A 17,950-nucleotide genomic window follows, 5' to 3' on the forward strand; every position below is an offset into this window, starting at 1 on the left:
ACTACACCCACGTCCGGGGGCGGTAACGGTTGGCCCGTTCCACCAGGTCGATCCTCTCCTCACCGCCGGTCGCCAGTCTGGCCAGCGTGCGGTACGAGCGTTCCAGGCCGAAGCGGAGGCCCCGCTCGTCCAGACCGCTGCCGAGCAGCACCCGGCCGCCGACGGCGGGCCGGGAGTCCTGGCCCCCGGAGAGTATCCAGTCCAGCGCGCAGCCGAGGACTTCCGCCGACAACTGCTCACGACGGGCCGGATCCAGACCGTACGCGTCCAGCGCCTCGATCTGCCCGGCGGCGGCCGTCAGATCGTCCAGGAACGGCGTGTCGTCGGCCGCCGCGGTCCGGTGCCGCAGCCGCGCCCGTACGGCCGCCACCCGGGCCGCCGTGTAGTGGATCGAGGCCTCCGGCACCGACTCCAGCGTCCGTACCGCACCCCGCCGCTCCCCGGCCGCCAGCTGCACCCGGGCCAGGCCGAAAGCGGAGCTGACGAAGCCCGGGTCGGTCGCCCACACCAGCCGGTAGTACTCGGCCGCGTTGTCCAGCTGGCCGAGCACCTCCGCGCACAGACCGAGCGCCAGCTTCGGCGCGCTCTCGCCGGGGAAGGCGTCGTAGATCGCGTCGAAGGACAGCGCAGCGCCCTCGAAGTCGCCGGTGACCAGGGCGGCCACGCCCCGGTACCAGACCACCCGCCAGTCGTCGGGCTGCTCCTCCTCCAGCTCGCCGAGGCTCGTCAGCGCGGCCTCGAAGTCGCCGTTCTCCAGCCGCGCGCGGATCTGCCGCAGCTCGGTCTCGACCGTCTGCGTCGGGACCGCGGCCAGCGCGCCGAGCAGGCTGACCTCACCCACCAGCGAGGTCGACAGGCCCGCCAGGAAACCGGCGTTCGGGTCGTTCTGGTCGACCAGCGGGACCGGCAGGGCGAGCGCGGCGGCCGGGGTGGCGATCGGCCTGACCAGGGCCGGGTCGGCCGGGTCCGGGGCCGCTCCCGACGGGTCCAGCGCGAGCGTTCTGGAGGCCACCGCCCGCGCCCCCAGCCGGGACACGTCCCCGTCCAGCCTGGGGAACAGCTCCGTGTCCGTGACCTTCACCTCGGGCCCGAACAGCGTCGACAGCGCGGGCCGCGCCGTGCCGGACTGCACCGACACGACCTCGCGCAGCACACCGGTCAGCTGCTCGGCCATCTCCTGCGCGGAGGCGAACCGGCGCGCCGGGTCGGGGTCGGTGGCCCGGACCAGCAGCCGGTAGAACGACTCGTACTGCCGGAAGACCTCGATGTTGTCCGGGTCGGGCAGCGAGTCCACGAAGACGGTCGTGTAGCCCTGGAAGTCGAAGGTGAGCACGGCGAGCGTACGGCCGACCGTGTACAGGTCGGAGGCGACGGACGGGCCGACCTCGGCGACCTCGGGCGCCTGGTAGCCGACCGTGCCGTAGATGGCCGACTCCTCGTCGTCCATCCTGCGCACCGCGCCCATGTCGATCAGCTTGAGCTGGTCCTCGGTCTGGATGGCGTTGTCGACCTTGAAGTCGCAGTACAGCAGGTTGCGGCTGTGCAGGTGGCCGAGGGCCTCAAGAGCCTCGATGCCATAAGCACACGCCTGCTCCACCGGGAGCGGGTCCCGGCGGCCCTCCGGGGTACGGCGGTCGTTGGCGATCTCCTTCAGGGACTTGCCGCCGACGTACTCCATGACGATGTAGCCGTCGAGGGAGCCGGTGCGCTGGTCGAGGTGCTCGACGAAGTTGTAGATCCGCACGATGTTGGCGTGCTCGATCTCCGCGAGGAACCGCCGCTCGGAGATCGCGGCGGCCATCGCGTCCTGGTCACCGGTGTCCAGGAGGCCCTTGAGGACCACCCAGCGGTCGGCGACGGCCCGGTCCACGGCGAGGTAGATCCAGCCCAGGCCGCCGTGCGCGAGACAGCCCGCGACCTCGTACTGGCCGTGCACCACGTCGCCGCCCTTGAGCTTGGGCACGAACGAGTACGGGTTGCCGCACTTGGTGCAGAACCCCTCGGTCCGTTCCGGCCGCTCCCCGCGGGCCCGGCCCACCGGCGCCCCGCAGTCCGACCGCGAGCAGAACCGCTTCCGCTCCGGCACCTCGGGGTTCTCCAGGACCATCTCGCGCGGGTCCGGCTTCGGCACCTGCGGCACCGTGACCAGGCCGGCGCCCAGCCGGCTGCGCCCGGACGCACTGGTCGACGAACCCGAGCTGCGCACCGACACCGAACGGCCCGTCGCACTGCCCGACAGGGACCGCGACAGCCGCCCGGAGACCGAACGCCGCGACTTCGACGACTGCGACGACGTACGCGAACTGCCGCGGCTGCTGGAGCGCGAACTGCCGCTGCCCGTCGAGCCCTTGCCGCCGGCCGTGATCCCGGTGTGCGGCGACTCGACCATCCCTCCCCCAGAGGGGGGACCCCCAGCCGAGACGACCGGCGCCAGACCGCAGGTGTCGCAGTACAGCTCACCGCCGCCCACGTCCTCGTACGACCCCTCACAGCCCGGCCGCTGGCAGGCCTCTCCCGCCTGACTCACGACTACTCTCCCCTCCGGTCCTCGGGCCCGCTCTGCTGCGGCACCCGCGGCGCCCCCAGCGCCTCGGCCGTCGCCCGCTGGTAGCGCAGCACCGCCTGCTCCGCGACCCTGAGATCGCAGGGCGCGCTCCACAGCATCCGCCGGGCCGCGTCGTACCGCTCGATCAGGAACGGGTCCTCCGCCAGCCCGTGCCGGGCCACCTTCGCCTTGTACGCGTCCAGCCGGCCGCGCAGCTCCGCGCGCACCGCGAGCGGCGCGGTGACCGCCGTCAACGACTCGCGGGCGCGCAGCAGTTCGTCCTCCGCCTTCTGCTCCAGCGACTCAAGGAGCGGTGACAGGCGGTGCCACTGGGCCTGTCTGCGGTACTCGGCGGCCATCGCCAGCTGCTCCTGCAGCACGGTCGGCGGGCCGCTGACCACCGGCACCTCGGTCGCCGCGATCTTCGCCAGCACCTCACCGCGCGCGGTGCGCGCCTCGGCGAGGGTGCGGTCCGCGCGGGACAGCACGTCCCGCAGCCTGATCAGCCGGGCCTCGGCGTCCTGCCGTACCGTCAGCACGGCGTCGATCTCCCGCCGCACCTCCTCCAGCGCCTGCGCCTCCCGGTCGTACACCGTGGTGTCGGGACGGCCGCCGCCGGGTGCCGAACTCCCCTGCGTGGGAACCCAGAACGTCAGCGGGTCCGACACGACGTCCTCCCGGAGCCTCGTCAGCGTCCGGGTGATCCGCTCCAGGTCGTCGCCCGCCGGGTGCTCGCCGGGGCGCACCCCGACGGAGTGCGCCAGCTTGCGGGTGCGCTGCAGCTCCGCGGCGAGTAAATCGATCCGCGCGGGCAGCGCCGACCACACCGCGTCGGCGGTGACGACCATGTCCAGCGAGGTCGCGTACAGCTCGTTCATCCGGTCGACCAGGCCCGCCAGCGAGAACCGCTCGCTGAGCCGGCCGGCCGCCGACAGCAGGGTCGGCGCGTTCGCCGTCGCGGTCGCGCTGCCCGCCACCGTCACGGACTCGCCGCGCAGCAGCTCGGTCAGCTCCACCAGGTCCTCACGGCTGGACCAGCGGCGCCGGGACCTGATCTCCCGGGCGGAGCGCAGCGCGTCCGTGTAGGCGTCGAAGTAGGCCCACAGCAGGGTGATCGACGCCTCCGCGGCCGCCCACCGCTCCCGGGTCGTCCCGGTCAGCTCGGCGCCTTCCAGGAGCCTGCGGCCCGCGTGGTCCTGCAGGGCGAGCAGCGAGGTCTCGATCGCCTCGTGCTCCGCGCCGAGCCGCGCCAGCGCACGGTCCACCTCGTCCCGGTCCATCACCGGCCCGGCGGGGTCCGTGACGCCCATCGATCACCTCTCGCTTGCTCGTCGGGGCTGGGCCTCGCGGATGCGGGTCAGCTGCTGCGCAGGTACTGCGGCGCGGGCGGCTTCGACGCCGCCGAGTCCCCACCCAGTGTCGCCGACAACCACTTGTCGTACGACGCCTGCCAGCCGTCGGCCCGGTACGCCACCAGGATCTGGTTGACCCGGCGTACCAGATCGGTCGCGTCCTTCTTCATCGCCACGCCGTAGTACTCGGTGGTGAACGCGGCACCCTTCAGCTCGACCGTCGGGTCCTGCGCGGCCTGACTGGCGGCCAGCGCGCCGTCGGTGACCACCGCGTCGACCTCGCCGAGCTGCAGTCGCACCAGGCAGTCGAGTTGGTTGGGAACCGTGGAGGAGATGTCCGCCGAGGCGACCAGCTTCCCGGACTTCTTGTCGGCGTCCAGCTTGGTGTACGCCGTCGAACCGGCCGCCGTGCAGATCCTCTTGTGCGCCAGCGAGTCGTTGTAGCCCGTGATCGACGACGACTTGGGGGCGAGGACCTGCTGCCCGGTCTTGAAGTAGGGCGCGGAGAACGCGACGTCCTTCAGCCGGTCGCAGTTGATGGTCATCGTGCGCACCACCATGTCGACGCGGCCGTCCTGGATCGCCGGTATCCGCTGGCTCGTCGGAATCGCCTTGAACTGCACCGCGTTCGGGTCGCCGAGGATGTCCTGGGCGATCCGGTGCACCAGGTCGATATCGAAACCCTCCAGCTCCGCGTCCGAGTTGTTCGGGTTGCGGTAGCCCCAGCGGTAGCTGTTCTGGTCGACGCCGACGATCAGCTTCCGCTTGGCGCCGGTACGGGCCTTGATGGCGTCGATGGTGGACCCGTCCGCGCCCGACGGCGACCAGGTCTCGTTCTGTGCCTGGGAGTCGGTGCAGTCGTCGGCCTTCGCGGGGCTGCCGGTCGCCAGCCCCGGACCGCCGAGCCCCTCGCCCTGGCCGCCCTCACCACGGGACTGGGTGAGCGGCAGCAGCAGGACGAACGCCAGCGCCAGGGCGCAGCCGACCGCCATCGCACCCACTCCGCCCCAGCCGCGCAGGGAGGCCCTCATCCGCCGCACGAACATCGTCACGCCCCCTCTCACCGGTACTCCGAAAGCCTGCGCCCGATACCGAACAGTGCGCCGGCCGCCGCCGCGACCCCCAGCATGGCGGCCCCGATCGGCAGTCCGGACATCGCGTCCCGCCCGTCGGTGGCCTGCTCCTTGAACTCGGTCTCCTCGTACGCCAGCGCGTTCTTCAGGTTGGTGTCGACGCTGTCGAAGCACTCGCCGGTCGCGTCCTTCGTGCCTATCACCTTGTCCAGCGCCGCCTGGTAGTCGCCGTTCTCGTCCTCGGTGCGGGCGTCGGCGTGCCGCTCCTTCCACACCTTCATGTTCCCCTCGGCCGCCACGACAGGCTTGTTGCCGGCCGTGCCGTCCGCGAGCGCCGCGGCCTCGGTGAGGCCCTTGCCGAGCGCCGTCATGTCCTTGTCGAAGTCGTAGTAGTACGCGTCGTACGTCTGCCCGCCGACCGTGACCGTCTCGGCGCCGCGCGCCACCAGGCTCAGGTTCTCGTTCCCACGGGCCTTCAGGGAGGCGATCCGGGCGTCGTGCAGCACCGTCAGCGAGCGGACACCGTGGTCGTAGGAGCCGTCCAGCCCGGACCGGGCGACGGTGTGGCCGACGACCAGCCACAGCAGCGTGATGACGGTGGCCGCCGAGGCCGCGACCAGGCCGTGGTTCAGCAGGCGGTTCGTACGGCGGTAGTGGCGCAGCTGGGCCCAGGCGAGCGCGGCGAGCGCGAGGAGGCCGAGGACGATCGCCGCCCACGGGTACGGCGTCGCGTCCGAGTAGTCGGAGGCGAGGCGCGCGTTCTCCTTCGTGTAGAGATCCTCCGCGGCCGGGAGCATCTCCTGCTGCATCTTCTCGTTCGCGTACCGCAGATAGGCGCCGCCGACCGGGTAGCCCTGGCGGTTGTACACGCGGGCCCGCTCCACCAGCCCCTCGTACTCCGGCAGCAGCGTGTTCAGCTTCGCCACGGCCGCCTCGGAGGGCGAGCCGGGCTCGGAGTTGGCGGCGGCGGTGACCAGCTTGGCGGCGGCGGTCCGGACGTCCTTCTCGTACCGCGCGCGGGAGGCGGCCGTCTCCTGGCCGCCCGCCAGGAAGCCGCTGGAGGCCGTGGTGTTGGCGTCCGCCAGCGAGCGGTAGATGTCGGCCGCGCCCGAACTGAGCGGCTGGCTGCGGTGCAGCACGTCGTCGGCGGCGGCCGCGCGGTCGGTCATCTGCCAGGCGGTGACGGCACCGAAGGCGACGATCAGCACGGCCAGGACGGCGCCGATGATCCGGAGCCGGCCGGGCTCGGTGGTGGCGGCGGCGCGCACCTGCTCGACGCCCTCCGCGAACGCGGAGCGGCGGCGTGGGGGCGCCGCCTCGGGCGTGGAAGAGCCGGTCCGCTGCGCGGGCAGGGCGGCGCCTGCTCCTGGCGGTGCCGCGCTCTTCGTCGGCGGGTGTGTCACTTGACCTCCCCCATGGTCATCCGGTCGCCGCCCAGTATCGCCGCCCGGACTGACATTCGGCACCGGCCTTCACTGGATCTTGATCGGATCGCAGCGGAACCCCTGCCCATGAATACGCCGGGGGAATCGGTTCGGTTCCGGAGGGGTGGTGAGGGCGCGTCACGGGGCGCGGGCCCGGTGGGGGTTGCCCGCGCCCACGCGGCGGCAGCCGCAAATCGATACAGCCCCGCGCCCCTTACGGGGCGCTGCCCAGCCGCGTCCCACATAGCCGCGCGCGGCCGTGTCAGCTACTCAGCTGCGGGCAGGCGTGCCGCAGGGCGGCACGGATGGGCGCTGGGGGTCCCCCGGCCGAAGGCTGGGGGAGGCACCCGGCCAGCGCCGGTGAGCGAAACCCCCGCCCCAGCCCCCACCCACCGTCACCCTTCGAAGTACCGCCGCACCCTTTCCTGCACAGCCACCCCCGCCCCCACCACGTCCAGCCCCAGCAACGCCGCCCCCAGTACCGGCCGCGCCGTCACCACCCTCGGTACCGCCTTCGGCGCCCGCGCGGCCAACAGCTCCCGCACCCCGTCGTCCAGCTGCGGATGCCCGCCCGCCAGCACCCCGCCCCCCAGCAGCACCGGCGTCTCCTCGTCCAGCAGCTCCAGGCGCGTCAGCGCGACCACGGCCATCGCCACCACCTCCTGCGCCAGCCGGGCCACCACCGCCCGCGCCACCTGGTCGCCGTCGGCCGCCGTCGCGAACAGCACCGGCGTCAACTCGTGCCGCCGGGCGGGCTCGACCTCCTCCCGGTGCAGGGCCTCGATCAGCGCGAGCATGCTGTCGTACCCGAAGTACGCCGGGAGGGCGCGGGCCAGGGCCGTGCGCTCCCCGCGGCCGTCCTCCGCACGGGCCGCGTGCCACAGGGCCTCCTCCGCCAGCCCCCAACCGCCGCCCCAGTCACCGGAGATGCGGCCCAGGGCGGGGAAGCGGGCGGTACGGCCGTCGGGGCGCATGCCGACGCAGTTGATACCGGCACCGCACACGACGGCGACGCCGCGCGGCTCGGTGACGCCGGCCCGGAAGATCGCGAAGGTGTCGTTGCGGACCGCCACCGTCGCCCCCCACGCGCGCGTGGCCAGCGCGGCGGCCAACTGCTCCTCCTCGAACGGGAAGTCGGCGTTGGCCAGGCACGCGGAGACGTGGGCGACGGAGGTGACCCCGGCGGCGGCGTACGCCTCGGCGACCGCCGTCGCCACCTCGTCCACGGCCTGCTCCACGCCCACCACCGGTGGCCGGAAACCGCCGGCCCGGGCCGTGGCGAGGACCTCGCCGTCCGCCGCCACCACCGCGACGTCGGTCTTGCTGTTGCCTGCGTCGATGGCGAGGACACTTGCGGTCAGGCCCACGCGAGGTGCTCCCGGTTGTGCGCGATCAGTCGGTCGGTCAGGGCGTCGGCGTACTCGTACTGGCCGACCAGGGGGTGGGCGAGCAGCGCGCGGAAGACGCGGTCCCGGCCGCCGCGCAGCGCCGCCTCCAGGGCCAGTTCCTCGTACGCCGTCACGTTCGCGACCAGCCCGGCGAAGAGCGGGTCGACGTCCGGGACGGGCAGCGGCACGGGGCCGTGCGCGCCCACCGCCGCCTGCACCTCGATCACCGCGTCGTCGGGGAGGAAGGGCAGCGTGCCGCCGTTGTAGGTGTTCACCACCTGGTAGGGGTTCCCGCTGCTGCCGAGCAGCGCCGCGGCCAGGTCGACCGCCGCCTCCGAGTAGTAGGCGCCGCCGCGCCTGGCGAGCAGCTCCGGCTTCTCGTCCAGGGCCGGGTCGCCGTACATCTCCAGCAACTGCTTCTCCATCGCGGCGACTTCCTCCGCCCGGGACGGCTTGGTGCGCAGTTCCCGTACCACCTCGTCGTGCGCGTAGTAGTAGCGCAGGTAGTAGGAGGGGATGACGCCGCCGAGGCGGTCGAGGAGGGCCGTGGGCAGCTTGAGGTCGGCGGCGATGGTGTCGCCGTGCTCCCCGAGCAGCTTGGGCAGGACGTTCTCGCCCTCGGGGCCGCCGAGACGGACCGCAGTCTCCCAGGTGAGGTGGTTGAGGCCGAGGTGGTCCAGGTGGATCTCGGACGGCGTGACACCCAGCAGGTTCGCGAACTTCCGCTGGAAGCCGATCGCCACGTTGCACAGCCCGACCGCCTTGTGGCCGGCCTGGAGCAGGGCACGGGTCACGATCCCCACCGGGTTGGTGAAGTCGATGATCCAGGCGTTCGGGTTGGTACGGCGGACCCGCTCGGCGATGTCCAGGACGACCGGCACCGTGCGCAGGGCCTTCGCCAGGCCGCCGGCGCCGGTGGTCTCCTGGCCGATGCAGCCGCACTCCAGCGGCCAGGTCTCGTCCTGCTGCCTGGCCGCCTGCCCGCCGACGCGCAGCTGGAGCAGCACCGCGTCGGCGCCCTCCACGCCCGCGTCCAGGTCGGAGGTGGTGACGATCCGGCCGCCGTGGCCCTGCCTGGCGAAGATCCGGCGGGCCAGGCCGCCGACCAGTTCCAGGCGTTCGGCGGCCGGGTCGACCAGGACGAGTTCCTCGACGGGCAGGGTGTCCCGCAGGCGTGCGAAGCCGTCGATGAGTTCGGGGGTGTAGGTCGAGCCTCCGCCGACCACAGTGAGTTTCATACTTGGTTAACCCTTCACTCCGGTGAGCGTGACGCCCTCGACGAACGCCTTCTGGGCGAAGAAGAAGACGAGGATCACGGGGGCCATGACCAGCACGGTCGCGGCCATGGTCAGGTTCCAGTCGGTGTGGTGCATGCCCTTGAACGACTCCAGGCCGTAGGAGAGGGTCCAGGCGCCCGGGTTCTCCGAGGCGTAGATCTGGGGGCCGAAGTAGTCGTTCCACGCGTAGAAGAACTGGAAGAGGGCGACGGCGGCGATGCCCGGCTTCGCCATCGGGATCACCACCCGCAGCAGCGTCCTGAGGTCCCCGCAGCCGTCCACCTTCGCCGCGTCCAGGTACTCGTTCGGGATCGTCATCAGGAACTGGCGCAGCAGGAAGATGGAGAACGCGTCGCCGAACGCCATCGGCACGATCAGCGGCCACAGGGTGCCGGAGAGGTCCAGTTGCTTCGCCCAGAAGAGGTACATCGGGATGATGACCACCTGCGGCGGCAGCATCATCATCGAGATCACCAGCATCAGGGACAGGTTGCGACCCCGGAAACGGAACTTCGCGAGCGCGTACGCCACCGGGAGCGACGACACGACGGTCAGGACGGTGCCGAGTCCGGCGTAGATCAGGGTGTTCTTCCACCACGTCAGGAAGCCGGGCGTGTCGAACACCTTCTTGTAGTTGCCCCACTCCCAGGTGTGCGGGATCAGGTCCCGGCTCAGCGCCTGGCTGTCGCTCATCAGCGAGGTCAGGAACACGAACACGAAGGGGAGGGTGAAGAACAGGGCGGCGGCGACGCCCAGGGAGTGCACCGCCACCCAGTTCAGCAACGCCTTGCGGCGGGCGGTGCGTTCGGCCTCCGACACCGGGGCCTTGAGCTCCGCCGGCCGGTCCAGCACTTGGGTCATCGTCAGTCACCTGCCTGGATGAGACCGCCCCGGCGCCGCATCAGGATCGCGGTGAACGCCATGGACAGGGCGAAGAGCACGAGGGCGACGACACACGCGGAGCCGTAGTCGAAGCGCTGGAAGCCGAGGTTGTAGACGAGCTGGGGGAGGGTGAGCGTCGACTTCTCCGGATAGCCGGGTTCGAACTGCGTTCCCGCGCCCTGGATCACGCCCGAGGCGACCTTTCCGGCGATGAGCGGCTGTGTGTAGTACTGCATCGTCTGGATGACACCTGTGACGACCGCGAACATCACGATCGGCGAGATGTTCGGGAGGGTGACGTACCGGAAGCGCTGCCACGCGGAGGCGCCGTCCAGCTCCGCCGCCTCGTACTGCTCCGTCGGCACGTCGAGCAGCGCGGCCATGAAGATGACCATCAGGTCGCCGACGCCCCACAGGGCCAGCAGGGTCAGGGCCGGCTTGGACCAGCTCGGGTCGTTGAACCAGCCCGGGGCCGGGATGCCGACCTTCTCCAGGATCGAGTTGACCGGCCCGGTACCGGGGTTGAGCAGGAACGCGAAGGCCATGGTGGCGGCGACCGGCGGGGCCAGGTAGGGCAGGTAGAAGAGGGTGCGGAAGACCCCCGTACCCGTCTTGATCTTCGTGATCAGCATGCCGACGCCGAGTCCGAAGACGACCCGCAGCGACACCATGACCAGCACCAGCCACAGGGTGTTGCGCAGCGCGGGCCAGAAGTACGGGTAGTGCTCGAAGACGTACGTCCAGTTCTTCGTGCCGGTCCACGTCGGCGGTTTGAAGCCGTCGTAGTGCATGAAGGAGAAGTAGACCGTGGAGATCAGCGGGTAGGCGAAGAACACCGCGAACCCGATCAGCCAGGGCGACATGAAGGCGGCCGTACGAAGCGCCGACCGGCGGCGCTTCGACGCCAACGTGATGGTGCTCATCGCTACTTCGCCTGCGCGATGTCGGTGTCGATCTGCTTGGCCGTGGCCGCCAGACCGGACTTGAGGTCCTTGACCTTGCCGCTCTCGTAGTCGTATCCGAAGTTCTGGATCGTCGCCAGGTACACACCTCCGTTGATGGAGGCGGGAGACGTCGTGGAGTTCGGGTTGGCGGCGATGTCCAGGAAGGTCTTGAACCGCGGGTCGTACTTCAGCTTCGGCGACTTCAGGGCCGCGAGCGTGGACGGCACGTTGTGGATGGCGTTGGAGAAGTTCACCACCGCGTCCGTGTCCGTGGTGATGTACTTGACGAACTCCCAGGCCGCGTTCTGCTTCTTGCTGTTGGCGGCGACACCGGCGATGGTGCCGGTGATGTAGCCCTTGCCGTACTGCGCGACCTGGTCGTCCGGCACCGGCAGCGGGGCGACGCCGATGTCGAACTTCGTCTTGGCGTCCAGCGCCATGCCGAGCCGCCACTCGCCGTCGAGCTGCATGGCGACCTGGCCGGTCTGGAAGGGGTGCTTGTCACCCCACTCGTCACCCAGCGTCGCCCGGTACTTCTCCAGCTTCTGGAATCCGCCGAGTTCGTCGACGAGGTCCTTCTGCAGCGTGAACGCCTCGGTGAACGCGGGGTCCTTGGCGACGTTCGACTTTCCGTCGGCCGTGAAGTACGTCGGCGAGAACTGCGCCGCGTAGTGCTCGGTCGTGGTCTCCCAGCCGTGGTAGTCCGGCATGAAACCGAGCTGCTTGTAGCTGTCGCCCTGGGCGATCGTCAACTTCTTGGCGTCGGCCTTGAATTCGGACCACGTCTTCGGCGGACTGGTGATACCGGCCGCCTTGAAGGCCGTCTTGTTGTAGTAGAGGCCGTACGCGTCACCGAGCAGCGGCACCGAGCAGCGGTTGCCGTCGTACTGGGTGTACTCGTTCATCGCCTTCGGGAACGTCGTCGCCGGGTCGATGCCGGACTTCTTGAAGAACGGGTTCAGGTCGACCAGCGCGCCCGAGGAGCAGAACTTGCCCACGTTGTTGGTGGTGAACGACGAGATGACGTCCGGGGCCTTGTCGCCGCCGCTGCGCAGCGCCTGGTTGATCTTGTCGTCGGTCATGTTGCTGACGACGTTGACGTGGATGTTGGGGTGCGCCTTCTCGAAGCCGGCGATCAGCGCGTTGACCGCCTTCACCTCGTTCGGGGCGCTCCAGGCGTGCCAGAAGTTGATGGTGGTGTTCGCGGAGGCGTCGTCGTCGGCTCCGGAGGAGGACTGGCCGGTACAGGCGGTGAGCAGAGCCAGCGAACTGGCGGCCGCGGTCAGGGCAAAAGCCGTCTTTCGGGCAGCGGAGGGTATGGGCATGGCGAGGTCTCCCGGGGCGGGCGGTGTGGGAAGGGAACGACTGTGCGGGAAGCTCAGGGGTGGAGAGGGGGCAGGGGCTCAGCGCGAGGTGTCGAAGACCTCGTCGCGGGTGGTCGCGAGGGCGCTCTCCAGCGCGCCGCGCAGCACGGGGTGTTCGCGGACGTCGCCGACGACGAGCCGCGGCCGGGCGGCCGCCAGTTCCTCCAGTTCGGCCTGGACGAGGGCGCGCAGCACCTCGCCGCCGGAGGTCAGGGCGGTGCCGCTGAGGACGACGAGTTCGGGGTCGAGGACGGAGACGAGGGAGGCGAGACCGGTGGCGAGCCGGGTCGCGTAGGTCCGGAGCAGCTGGTGGTAGGGGCCGGTGGCGTGGTCGGCGGCGCGGGCGACGAGTTCGGCGGCCGCCTCGTCGTACGGCCCGTCCGGCAGGTCCTCGATGCCCAGCTCGCGCGCCAGCCGGGGCACGGCCTGCGAACCGGCGAGTTCCTGGTAGCCGCCGCTGTTGGCCTTGGTGACCTGGCGGACCAGCGGGGTGCCCGGCACCGGCAGGAAGCCGACCTCGCCGGCGCCGCCGGTCCAGCCGCGGTGCAGCCGGCCGCCGAGGACCAGGGCGGCGCCGAGGCCCTCCTGGTTCCACAGCAGCACGAAGTCACCGTGGCCGCGGGCCGCGCCGAGCCGCTGTTCGGCGATGGCGGCGAGGTTGACGTCGTTCTCGTACTCGACCGGCATCGGCAGCGCGGCGGCGAGGTCGTCGAGCAGTGCGGGGGAGTGCCAGCCGGGCAGGTGCGAGGCGTACCGCAGCCGGCCGGTGTTGGGGTCGAAGGCGCCGGGTGTGCCGATGACCACCCGGTGGACGTCGTCCCGGGCCAGCCCGGCCGCCTTCACGGCGCCGTCCAGGGCGTCGGTGACCTGCCGTACGACGGACTGCGCGGAGCGCCGGCCGGGGGTCGGCAGTTCGTACTCGCCGACGGTACGGCCGGTGACGTCGGCGACGGCGGCCCGGATCCGGCCCGGGTTGACGTCAAGGCCGGCGGCGTGGGCGGCGGCCGGGTTCACCGAGTACAGCTGGGCGTTGGGGCCCGGCCGGCCCTCGCTGGTGCCGGTCGCCAGCACCAGCCCGGCCGCCTCCAGGCGGGCCAGCAGCTGGGAGGCGGTCGGCTTGGAGAGGCCGGTCAGCTTGCCGATCCGGGTGCGGGACAGCGGGCCGTGCTCCAGCAGCAGGTCCAGTGCGGCGCGGTCGTTCATGGCGCGCAGCACGCGTGGGGTGCCCGGCGTACCCGCGGTTCCTGCCATGGTTTCGACACCTGCCTTTCCAGCCGCTCAGTTTCCCAGTGACGCGGACGATCGGTCCACCCGGATGGACCACCTGAGTCGGCCATCCCTTGATCACTGTTAGGAAAGTTTCCTGTTGGCTGGAAAACGTAAGCCGCCGGAGGGAGAGCGTCAATAGCCCGCCGGGGCGGCAACCCACTCGTTACCTGGGCTTGGGCATGCGAAGGGCCCGCCCGGAAGATCCGGACGGGCCCCGCGTGCGCCTGGGGGTCTGTCAGAGCCGGAGGGCCGGCGGGTCCACCTCGACGTAGTCGCCCGTGGCCTTCGCCGCGGCGGTGGTCGCCGTACCGGCGAAGACGTAGCGGTAATAGCCGCGCTTCGAGGCCTTCACGGTGGTGGACAGCACACCGCCGGTGCCGGAGGTGATGCCCTTGACGTTCTTGTACGTGCTGGTGTCCTCGGCGCGGAACTGGAGGACGACCTTCTGTCCGGTGTACCCCGAGTACTTGCCGGTCTCCCAGTTCGCCCGGGTCAGCTTGCCCTTGACAGTGATCGTCTTGCCCTGGATCGCCGGCTCGGGGGTGGCGTTGACGGTCAGTTTGGCCGCCCGCTGCACCTTGGCGGTGGTCAGGTTGCCCCAGATGGCCGCGTCGTACTCGGAGCTGAGGAAGTCGTCCGAGACGGTGCCGTCGAGGTGGGCGTACAGACCCCCGGCCTTCCACGTGGTGGCGTCCGCGGCCTCGAACAGGTACTCGGGGTCGGCCGGGATGGTCTCGGAGCAGCTCTCGGTGACCGTGGTGTCCGTGGTGGCGGTCGTCGTGCAGGTGGGCATGACTTCCGGGTCCAGCTCGTTGCCGAGGGACTTCAGCGTGCCGCGGTAGAGCATCACCGCGGCGAACGTCTTCTTGTTGTCGATGACCAGGTCGGCGGGCCGGGTCAGGGTGTACGTCACCGGCACGCCCACCGTCTTGGTGGTGCCGACGACGATCGCCTTGCCCTTGTTCACGGTCACGTCGGAGAAGACCAGGTTCGGAGTGGCCGCGGAGGCGGCGGGCGCCGCGATGCCGGCCAGGGCCAGGGCGCCGGACAGGGCGGTGCCTATGGCGAGCTTTCTCATGTATCCCCACATTCGAGACGGGCCCCCGGGCGACGTCGCGCTCCAGAGCAAGGGCCCGTAGTGGGGCGACCATAGATCATCATCGATGCGCGGAGAGCGCGGGGGACCTGTGAAGACCATCTGAATCCGGCCGACGGCCGGATTGTGATCACGGCTGCGTCACGATGTCCGTCACCGCAGGTCGCGAGGCCCCTTCTCACAGTTTCCTGCTCTTTGATCCCGGCAATCCCCACACCGACCAGGAGAACGGCGATTGAAGACGACCCCTCGAATACGGTTGTTCGCACGACTGTCGGGCAACGCGTTGGGCACCTTCGTGGTGCCGGTCCTCACGCTGTGCATCCTCGACTTCATCGACGACGGCTTCTCCTGGACGACGTTCGTGCGTGCCATGGCCGAGTACCCGCCGGTCGGGATCGTGCTCTCGATGCTGTGGGCCGGCTGGCGGACCGGTTCGCTGGTGCGCCGGGCGCGCGGCCTGGGCGTCGAGGCCACCGAGAAGGCGCTGGACGACACCCAGGCCCACACCGTCACCGGCATCCCGTTCGACCGCATCCGCGCCGAGCTGGAGGCAGCGCGCCAGGTGTCGGACCTCACCGACGGCAACCCGGTCCGCTTCCGCTGGCACCCTTACCGCTCCCGGGTGTCCGTCGAGGCCTCGGTCACCTACGACGACACCTCGGGCGAGGCCCGCGTCGAGGTCCGCACCTCCGGAATCTTCGAGAGCGGCTTCTTCCGGGGCGCCGCGTTCACCGTGCTCTGCCGGATAGTGGGCTTGCTCGAAGGGCGTTGAGCTGAGGGTCGCTCAGTCGTCGAGGAAGGGGGCCGTGTCGAGGGTGGGGTAGGGGGCGGGGAGGCGGAGGGGGCGGCCGAGGGCGAAACCCGCCAGAGGGAGCCCAGCGCTGTTGAGCTGGAGAAAGAGCTGCGCGACGACGTCGCTGTGTTCGGCGTCCGGCTGAGGCGGCACAATGCCCGTCTCCTCGAGGTATTCCGCCCGAATCGGCATTGGTGCAGCGGCCTTTTCGAACGAGATCAGCAAGTCGATGGGGTCCACTTGCGGCACGACCGGCTCCATGATCTTCTCCATGATCGGCTCGGAGCTCATCCCTGGTTCTCCTCACGCTGACGCAAGGCTAAGCCCGCTATGGGCGCCCCGGCAGGACGATGGGGCACCCCGGACGTCGTAGGACGCCGGAATGCCCCGCTGTTCACTCGAACGAGTGTGCTGAACCGTTCCGCTACTTCCCTGCCGCCGACGACCGCTGCGAAGCGATCGGCGTCGTCGCCGCCACCTGCGGCGAGTCCGAGTTGGAGAATGCCGACGGCGCGGCCACGCCGTCCGCCGGGTCCGCGGCCTCGGCCTCGGCCTCCGAGGTCGCGACCGGGCCCCCGCCGACGATCCGGATGTCCGCCGCGTCGAACGCCCGCTTGATCCGCCAGCGCAGCTCGCGCTCCACGGTCAGCGCCTTGCCCGGCATGGTCTTGGCGGAGAGCCGGACGACCATCGAGTCGATGAGGACCGAGTCCAGGCCGAGGATCTGGATCGGACCCCACAGGAGCTCGTTCCAGGGCTCCTCCTTGGACATCTTCTCGGCGACCTCGTCCAGGACGGCCCGCACCCGGTCCAGGTCCTCGCTGGGCCGGAGCGTGACGTCGACGCCGGCCGTGGCCCAGCCCTGCGAGAGGTTGCCGATGCGCTTGATCTCGCCGTTGCGGACGTACCAGATCTCGCCGTCGGCGCCGCGCAGCTTGGTCACCCGCAGGCCCACCTCGACGACCTCGCCGGAGGCGACCCCCGCGTCGATCGAGTCACCGACGCCGTACTGGTCCTCCAGGATCATGAACACGCCGGACAGGAAGTCCGTGACCAGGTTCCGGGCGCCGAAACCGATCGCGACACCGGCGACACCGGCGGAGGCCAGCAACGGGGCCAGGTCGATCTGGAAGCTGCTCAGCACCATCAGGGCGGCCGTGCCGAGGATCAGGAAGCTCGCCACCGACCGCAGCACCGACCCGATCGCCTGCGAGCGCTGCCGCCGCCGCTCGGCGTTGACCAGCAGCCCGCCGAGGGTGGTGCCCTCCGCCGACTCGGCCGTCCGGTTCATCCGGTCGATGAACTTGGTTATCGCCCGCAGCACGACCTTTCTGAGCACCACCGCGATCACCACGACCAGCAGCACCTTCAGCCCGATCGCCAGCCACGTCGACCAGTTCTGCTCGACCCAGCTGGCCGTGTTCGCGGCGCTCTCCTGGGCGTCCTGGAGCGTGGGGACGGTCGTTGACGACGACTCCGAGGGGGTCGGCGACGGCGACGAACCGGCGGCCAGTAGGACGGCGGGCAAGGACACGGCGGGTACCTCCAGGCGGTGCGGTACTGCCCTCCGGCACGGCGTTCAAGGTCACGTACGGCGTTCAAGGTCACGGAAAGGTCACCGGACGGGCAGGAACACCACACTAACGGGGCATTGTGTGTGGGCCCTGCCGATAGGAGAAGGAGAGACCGTCCTCACGCCCGCTCCTTACTCCCGCTTGAACAGGCCCGCTTGAAAAGGGGTGCGACCGGGGGATGAATGCCGTGTGGTCGAAAACACTCCCAGCCCGTTACCGGGAGATGGTGGCGCGTCCACCAGGCAGGAGGGGAGACTGGCCACAGATCGTCCCGGCGCGAGCCACGCGCCGCCGACGCCCAAGGAGGCCCCCGTGCCGCATGTCCTGGTCCTCAACGCGTCGTACGAGCCGCTCGGCGTCGTACCGCTCCGCCGCGCGCTCGTCCTCGTCCTGGAGAACAAGGCAATCGCCTTGGAGGAATCCGGCGCCTATATGCACAGCGCAACCGTCACAGTCTCCGCACCCAGCGTGGTCCGGCTCAAGCGATTCGTACGGGTTCCCTACCGGGGGCCCGTTCCTCTCACCCGCAGGGCGCTCTTCGCGCGCGACGGGGGCCGGTGCATGTACTGCGGTGGCGTCGCAACCAGCGTCGACCACGTCATCCCGCGCAGTCGCGGGGGTCAGCACGTCTGGGACAATGTGGTGGCTTCCTGCCGCCGCTGCAACCACGTCAAGGCCGACCGCCATCTCTTCGAGATCGGCTGGCGGCTGCGGCACAAACCAGCCCCACCCACCGGCCTGGCCTGGCGCATCATCGGGACCGGCCATAGGGACCCGCGCTGGTTGCCGTACTTGCAGCCGTACGGCGCGGACGACGCTCTGGCCCGGATCGACGGCATCTCCGCCTGACGGTCCGGGCCTTCGCATACCCCGTGGCCGCCGGCTCGGCCACGGGGCCCTTCGAGACGCGCACGCTCCGGCCCCGGGGCTCCCCTGCGCCCCCGGGACGGGACACTCGGCCGGCGG

15 protein-coding genes are annotated in these 17,950 nt (G+C 70.7%); 2 read left to right on the forward strand and 13 right to left on the reverse strand.

Annotated elements, in window-relative coordinates; genetic code table 11:
* Position 1 precedes the first annotated feature (1 nt).
* The 11 genes from ACFWPS_RS13655 to ACFWPS_RS13705 all read right to left on the reverse strand — a co-directional run bounded on the left by ACFWPS_RS13655 (position 2) and on the right by ACFWPS_RS13705 (position 14,596).
* Entirely contained in the window at positions 2–2,527 is a 2,526-nt protein-coding gene (locus tag ACFWPS_RS13655; RefSeq protein ID WP_383704396.1) for a tetratricopeptide repeat protein, read from the reverse strand.
* A gap of 2 nt (positions 2,528–2,529) precedes the next feature.
* The gene (locus tag ACFWPS_RS13660) at positions 2,530–3,855 is read right to left on the reverse strand and encodes a hypothetical protein (RefSeq protein WP_383704398.1); all 1,326 of its coding nucleotides are present in this window, start codon (positions 3,853–3,855) and stop codon (positions 2,530–2,532) included.
* A 47-nt stretch (positions 3,856–3,902) separates the two neighbouring features.
* Positions 3,903–4,943 (reverse strand): glutamate ABC transporter substrate-binding protein, encoded by a 1,041-nt coding sequence (locus ACFWPS_RS13665; RefSeq protein ID WP_383704578.1) that lies wholly within the window; start codon positions 4,941–4,943, stop codon positions 3,903–3,905.
* A 14-nt stretch (positions 4,944–4,957) separates the two neighbouring features.
* On the reverse strand, positions 4,958–6,373 hold the full coding sequence (locus tag ACFWPS_RS13670) for a hypothetical protein (protein WP_383704400.1): 1,416 nt from the start codon (positions 6,371–6,373) through the stop codon (positions 4,958–4,960).
* Between the two features lie 416 nt (positions 6,374–6,789).
* Positions 6,790–7,761, reverse strand: coding sequence for an N-acetylglucosamine kinase (locus ACFWPS_RS13675; protein ID WP_383704402.1), 972 nt, complete (start codon positions 7,759–7,761; stop codon positions 6,790–6,792).
* A complete protein-coding gene (locus ACFWPS_RS13680) occupies positions 7,752–9,020 on the reverse strand; it encodes a 6-phospho-beta-glucosidase (RefSeq protein ID WP_383704404.1) in 1,269 nt (422 codons plus the stop codon). The genes ACFWPS_RS13675 and ACFWPS_RS13680 overlap by 10 nt, the downstream gene beginning before the upstream one ends.
* Positions 9,021–9,026: 6 nt before the next feature.
* On the reverse strand, positions 9,027–9,920 hold the full coding sequence (locus ACFWPS_RS13685; protein ID WP_089107451.1) for a carbohydrate ABC transporter permease: 894 nt from the start codon (positions 9,918–9,920) through the stop codon (positions 9,027–9,029).
* A 2-nt stretch (positions 9,921–9,922) separates the two neighbouring features.
* On the reverse strand, positions 9,923–10,864 hold the full coding sequence (locus ACFWPS_RS13690; protein ID WP_383704406.1) for a carbohydrate ABC transporter permease: 942 nt from the start codon (positions 10,862–10,864) through the stop codon (positions 9,923–9,925).
* 2 nt (positions 10,865–10,866) lie between these two features.
* A complete protein-coding gene (locus ACFWPS_RS13695; protein ID WP_383704408.1) occupies positions 10,867–12,210 on the reverse strand; it encodes an ABC transporter substrate-binding protein in 1,344 nt (447 codons plus the stop codon).
* 78 nt (positions 12,211–12,288) lie between these two features.
* Positions 12,289–13,500: an ROK family protein gene (locus ACFWPS_RS13700; RefSeq protein WP_383704410.1), complete on the reverse strand. Its 1,212-nt coding sequence runs from the start codon at positions 13,498–13,500 to the stop codon at positions 12,289–12,291.
* A 253-nt stretch (positions 13,501–13,753) separates the two neighbouring features.
* Positions 13,754–14,596, reverse strand: coding sequence for a hypothetical protein (locus tag ACFWPS_RS13705; RefSeq protein WP_383704412.1), 843 nt, complete (start codon positions 14,594–14,596; stop codon positions 13,754–13,756).
* Between the two features lie 253 nt (positions 14,597–14,849).
* Here ACFWPS_RS13705 and ACFWPS_RS13710 point away from each other — a divergent pair, with 253 nt between their 5' ends.
* On the forward strand, positions 14,850–15,389 hold the full coding sequence (locus ACFWPS_RS13710) for a hypothetical protein (RefSeq protein ID WP_383704414.1): 540 nt from the start codon (positions 14,850–14,852) through the stop codon (positions 15,387–15,389).
* A 12-nt stretch (positions 15,390–15,401) separates the two neighbouring features.
* Here ACFWPS_RS13710 and ACFWPS_RS13715 read toward each other — a convergent pair whose 3' ends face one another.
* A complete protein-coding gene (locus ACFWPS_RS13715) occupies positions 15,402–15,701 on the reverse strand; it encodes a hypothetical protein (RefSeq protein WP_383704417.1) in 300 nt (99 codons plus the stop codon).
* Positions 15,702–15,834: 133 nt separating this feature from the next.
* Positions 15,835–16,944, reverse strand: coding sequence for a mechanosensitive ion channel family protein (locus ACFWPS_RS13720; RefSeq protein WP_383704419.1), 1,110 nt, complete (start codon positions 16,942–16,944; stop codon positions 15,835–15,837).
* A gap of 352 nt (positions 16,945–17,296) precedes the next feature.
* Here ACFWPS_RS13720 and ACFWPS_RS13725 point away from each other — a divergent pair, with 352 nt between their 5' ends.
* Positions 17,297–17,833 (forward strand): HNH endonuclease, encoded by a 537-nt coding sequence (locus tag ACFWPS_RS13725; protein WP_383704421.1) that lies wholly within the window; start codon positions 17,297–17,299, stop codon positions 17,831–17,833.
* Positions 17,834–17,950 lie beyond the last annotated feature (117 nt).

The sequence above is a fragment of the Streptomyces sp. NPDC058457 genome (assembly GCF_042720695.1).
Classification (GTDB): Bacteria; Actinomycetota; Actinomycetes; order Streptomycetales; family Streptomycetaceae; genus Streptomyces.